This is a genomic window from Lentimicrobium sp. S6, from assembly GCF_013166635.1.
In the GTDB taxonomy this organism is placed as follows: domain Bacteria; phylum Bacteroidota; class Bacteroidia; order Bacteroidales; family UBA12170; genus UBA12170.
In genome coordinates this window covers 1-5,091 of sequence record NZ_JABKBZ010000135.1, presented here as the reverse complement: position 1 = coordinate 5,091, position 5,091 = coordinate 1, and the positions used below count along the sequence as shown (strand labels likewise).

Annotated in this window: 3 protein-coding genes; all 3 read left to right on the top strand. The window is 34.0% G+C overall.

Going from position 1 to position 5,091, the window contains the following annotated elements; genetic code table 11:
* Positions 1–124: 124 nt before the first annotated feature.
* The 3 genes from HNS40_RS21550 to hsdR all read left to right on the top strand — a co-directional run bounded on the left by HNS40_RS21550 (position 125) and on the right by hsdR (position 4,719).
* Positions 125–820 carry a restriction endonuclease subunit S gene (locus tag HNS40_RS21550; protein WP_172284786.1) on the top strand — a complete coding sequence of 232 codons (696 nt, stop codon included), beginning with the start codon at positions 125–127 and terminating at the stop codon, positions 818–820.
* A 3-nt stretch (positions 821–823) separates the two neighbouring features.
* Positions 824–2,260, top strand: coding sequence for a P-loop NTPase fold protein (locus HNS40_RS21545; RefSeq protein ID WP_172284785.1), 1,437 nt, complete (start codon positions 824–826; stop codon positions 2,258–2,260).
* Between the two features lie 86 nt (positions 2,261–2,346).
* Positions 2,347–4,719, top strand: a complete 2,373-nt coding sequence (hsdR, locus tag HNS40_RS21540) for an EcoAI/FtnUII family type I restriction enzme subunit R (protein WP_172284784.1) — start codon at positions 2,347–2,349, stop codon at positions 4,717–4,719.
* The last annotated feature ends 372 nt before the right edge of the window (positions 4,720–5,091 follow it).

Here is a 5,091-nt window from a genome sequence, read left to right as displayed (position 1 = left end):
CTTCTTTTGTTGTAAATCTTTCTTTAAACGTCTGTCTATCAATGTTTTTTAGTATCCTCATCGTTCCTGAATTTGAATACAATTTACAAAATAATATACTCATATACAACTATTTGTGAACTAAATGGGTAACCCTATAAAAGATTTAACTACAAAAATAGGAAGTGGTGCTACACCAAGAGGGGGCCAAGCATCGTACAAAGAATCTGGCATATCTTTAATTAGAAGTATGAATGTACATGATGATGGTTTTCGTAAAAAAAAGCTAGCTTTTATCGATGATAGTCAGGCTAGGAAATTAGACAATGTTACCGTTTTTGAAAATGATGTCTTGTTAAATATTACAGGTGCATCGGTTGCTCGTTGCTGTGTTGTTGACAATACATTTTTGCCCGCAAGAGTAAATCAGCATGTCTCTATTATAAGATTAAAAGATGGTATTTTGAATCATCAGTTTCTTCATTACGCCTTAACTTCTAGAGCAACCAAAGATTTGCTTTTGGGTATTGGAGAGCAAGGAGCAACAAGACAAGCAATTACAAAAGTTCAAATCGAAAACTTCAAAATTAAATATCCATCAAATGTTACTTTGCAAGAAAAATTAGTTCATTCACTTAATAATACAAGAACAATATCAACCAAATTAATAGATTCATATCAAAAGAAAATCAAAGCTTTAAAAGAGCTTAAAAAATCCATTCTCCAAAAAGCGTTTTCAGGAGAGTTAACTATGAATTATACAAATGAAAAAACTTTTGAAATAAATCAGGAATTAAGGAAAGTAGCTGAGGAACAAGCGCATTATAAACATCCTAAATAAAATATGAAGCATCAAGACCCATTTATTCCAACCAAGACCGGAGCCAACCCTTTTGAAAACTGCAAACTAGAAAGAGAACCCTATGCAGATATCTTAACCAGTATAGTAGAAAGCTATAAGGATGGCTTTGTAATGGCCTTAGATGGCGCTTGGGGAACTGGCAAAACCACTTTTGCAAAAATGTGGAACCAAAAAATGAGAAACCAAGGATTTAAAACAGTTTATTTTAATGCTTGGGAGAATGATTATAACGGGAATCCTTTGGTGTCCATAATGGCTGAATTCAAAACTCTTGAAGATGACAAACCCGATGATGCAAAAACTAGTAAAGTTAGTTTTAAAGATGTTCTAGACAAAGGAGGAAGTATAGCAAAAGCAGCTGCACCAGCACTTTTGAAAGCCGCACTTAAAAGATATATCGATACCGATGAAATAGTGGATGCGATAAGTGATGCCACCCAAGAAAGTATCAATATACTAAGTGAAGAAATAAATGAACAACAAAAGAAAAAAGAAGGCCTTTCAGCTTTTAAAGAGGAACTTAAGAAGTATGTTGACGAATTTTCAGGAGACAAACCTTTTGTCTTTATCATAGATGAGCTAGACCGATGCCGACCAAATTATGCAGTAGAAGTTCTAGAACAAATCAAACATATATTTTCTATTGAAGGTATTGTTTTTGTTCTTTCTATTGACAAAACTCAATTAGGACATGCCGTCAGAGGAGTATATGGTAGCGAAAGTATTGATGCCGATGAATATTTAAAGAGGTTTATTGATTTAGAGTATTCATTACCCGAACCAAATAGTGAAAAATTTTGTAATTATTTATATTCTTATTTTAAGTTAAATATTATATTTGAGCATGAAACACGAAACAGTATTGAATTAATTGGAGAAAAAGAAGGTTTTCTAGATGCTGCAATATTATTTTTTGATATTGAACAATTTAACTTAAGACAACAGGAGAAATTCTTTAATCACTTTAGTGTTGTTTTAAAATCATTCCCTCCTGCTGCCTATATCAACCCTGAGATTATATTTTATTTAATGTATTTAAAGAGTAAGCATTTTGAAGTTTATACAAATATCAAATCAAACGACATTGAACCAAAAAAAATAGTCATAGAATTAATAAAAACCGTACCTCCCAAAATACTAAGTAATTCTGAGAAACAATATTTAATTTCTTACATAATTCAGTTGATTTTTAATTTCTATTGTCTAAATTCTAGTTTCCATGGTAGAAGTCTACTTGATTTAGGTTTGCTTGAAGAAACAGAATTATTAGATAAGGAATATAAAAATTTTACAGAATCATTTTTAGAACAATCCAAAAATATTAAACCATCATTAAGAAATAGATACAAGCTGAGTCAAATGATTGACAAAATCGAACTACATGACAATATGCTCAAAAGTAGCACCTATGAATTTTAATGTTTTAATTATCTGCCTGGTATTAATCCCAACACAAATTACAATTTTGTTATATTTGTAAACAACAAAATGCATAAGCTCAAATCATGAACGAAGAGCAAACCAAATACGAATACATCAACCCCGCGCTAAAAGCAGCAGGTTGGGGAGATACAGAAGGTAGTAGAGTATTATTGGAATTCCCTATCACCAAAGGTCGTTTGATGGGTCAAGGAAGACGCTCAACAATCTTAAAAGCAGATTATGTTCTGGAGTATAAGAACAGAAGATTGGCTGTAATTGAAGCCAAAGCCAGAGACAAATATGTGACAGAAGGTTTGTGGCAAGCTAAAGACTATGCACAAAGATTAAATATTAGATTCACCTATGCCACCAATGGATTAGAAATCTATGGTGTGGACATGCTCGAAGGTACTGAAGGAGAACTAAAGTCCTATCCTAGCCCTGATGAATTATGGGAGATGTGCTATCCCTCCGCATCTAATGATGAATTAAAAGAAATTGACAACTGGAAAGAGCGCTTGTTTTCTATTCCCTTTGAAGATAGAGGAGGAACTTGGCAACCCAGATATTATCAAGGAAACGCCATTTCGAAAGTCATTGAAGCCATTTCTGAGAAAAAGAACAGAATATTATTAACCCTAGCTACTGGCACAGGAAAAACAGCCATTGCCTTCCAAGTAGCTTGGAAACTATTTCATGCCAAATGGAACCTAAAAAGAGATGGACAGAGAAGCCCTAGAATATTGTTTTTGGCCGATAGAAACATTTTAGCCGATCAGGCTTTCAACTCCTTTAATAAATTTGATGAGGATGCCTTGGTTCGAATTAAACCTGCAGAAATTAAAAAGAAAGGAAAAATTCCCAAAAACGGCTCTGTATTCTTTACCATTTTTCAAACCTTTATGTCCGGCCCTAATGATTCCCCATATTTTGGTGAATACCCTAATGACTTTTTCGATTTTATTATCATTGATGAATGCCACCGTGGAGGTGCCAAGGATGAAAGCTCATGGCGTGCTATTATGAATTACTTCTCCCCTGCTGTTCAATTGGGTTTAACAGCCACACCCAAAAGAGATGTGAACATTGATACCTATGCTTATTTTGGTGAACCTGTTTATGTTTACTCTCTCAAAGAAGGTATCAACGATGGTTTCTTAACGCCTTTCAAACTAAAAGAAATCACTACCACCATAGATAAGTACAGATATACTTCTGACGATGAAATTGAATCAGGTGAGATAGATGAAACTAAAGAATACTCGGAGGAGGATTTTAATAGAATCATAGAGATTAAAGAAAGAGAAGAGTATCGAGTTAAACTCTTCATGGATGACATTAATCAAAATCAGAAATCTCTGGTTTTCTGTGCTACACAAATACATGCATTAGCCATTAGAGATTTAATAAATCAGTATAGCACCAATAGAAACTCCAATTATTGTCATAGAGTAACTGCAGATGATGGTAAAATTGGAGAGCAACATTTAAGAGATTTTCAAGACAATGAAAAAAGCATTCCAACCGTCTTAACCACCTCACAAAAACTAAGTACCGGAGTAGATGCACCAGAAATTAGAAATATCATTCTTTTACGTCCTATTAACTCCATGGTAGAGTTTAAACAAATAGTTGGACGAGGAACAAGACTATTTGATGGAAAAGACTATTTCACCATATACGATTTTGTAAATGCACATGAGCACTTTAACGATCCGGAATGGGATGGCGAACCAATAGATCCACCAGAACCACCCACAGGAGGACAAGAAAGGCCTCCATGCAATATATGTGGAGAAAGGCCTTGTATTTGTATCAGAGAACCGGAACCCTGTTATATATGTGGTAACACTCCTTGTGTATGTGATCGACCACCTAGAAAGATGATTAAGATTAAACTTTCTTCAACCAATAGTCGGTCTATTGACTCGATGGTAAAAACAAGCTTTTATAGCCCTGATGGCAAACCCATATCAGCAGAAGCATTTATAAAAGCACTATTTGGCGATCTCCCCTCTTTCTTTAAGAATGAAGAGGAATTGAGGAAAATATGGAGTGTTCCAAGTACAAGAAAAAAACTTTTAGAGGAGCTTCACGAAAAAGGATATTCCTACGCACAAATAGAAGACTTACGAAAAATCATCCATGGTGAAGACAGCGACTTGTTTGATGTTCTGAGCTATGTAGCTTATCATAAAGAATTAGTCCCAAGATTAGAGAGAGCCCAAAAAGCAAAAATCCAATTAAAAGACTATCATCCAAAGCAACAAGAGTTTTTAAACTTTGTACTAGAGCAATACGTAAAAGAAGGCGTTAACGAGCTCGATGACTCAAAACTACCCAATCTGTTAGAATTAAAATACAAAGCCCTAGCAGATGCTAAAAAAGAGCTTGGCACTATTAAATCTATTCGTGATAGCTTTATTGGGTTTCAGAGTGGTTTGTATGCTGGGTAGGTTTACAATGGCCATTTGTAGTATATGGATATACCGGCGTTATTGTGCCAGTCATACCGACGTTATTGTGCCAGTGTGAACAGCTATAATTTCTAGGCTAAATTTACACATTAATTTGTTTCATTTTCACACATTAATTTTCCTAAATATTTCACATTAATTTGCTTCTGTTTTTGATGATTTTAATTTGTTTTTTCTTAGAGATTCTCCTTTCAATTGTATTCTATGAGATGAGTGAACAATTCAAGACCGTTGCATGGTAATTAACAAAATAAATCACCTTATATAATTGTATATCAGATAAATAAGTTGTATTTTTATGGTATGAAAATACGTAAGGAACCTACATTAGCAGATAGTATTTGTGATTTA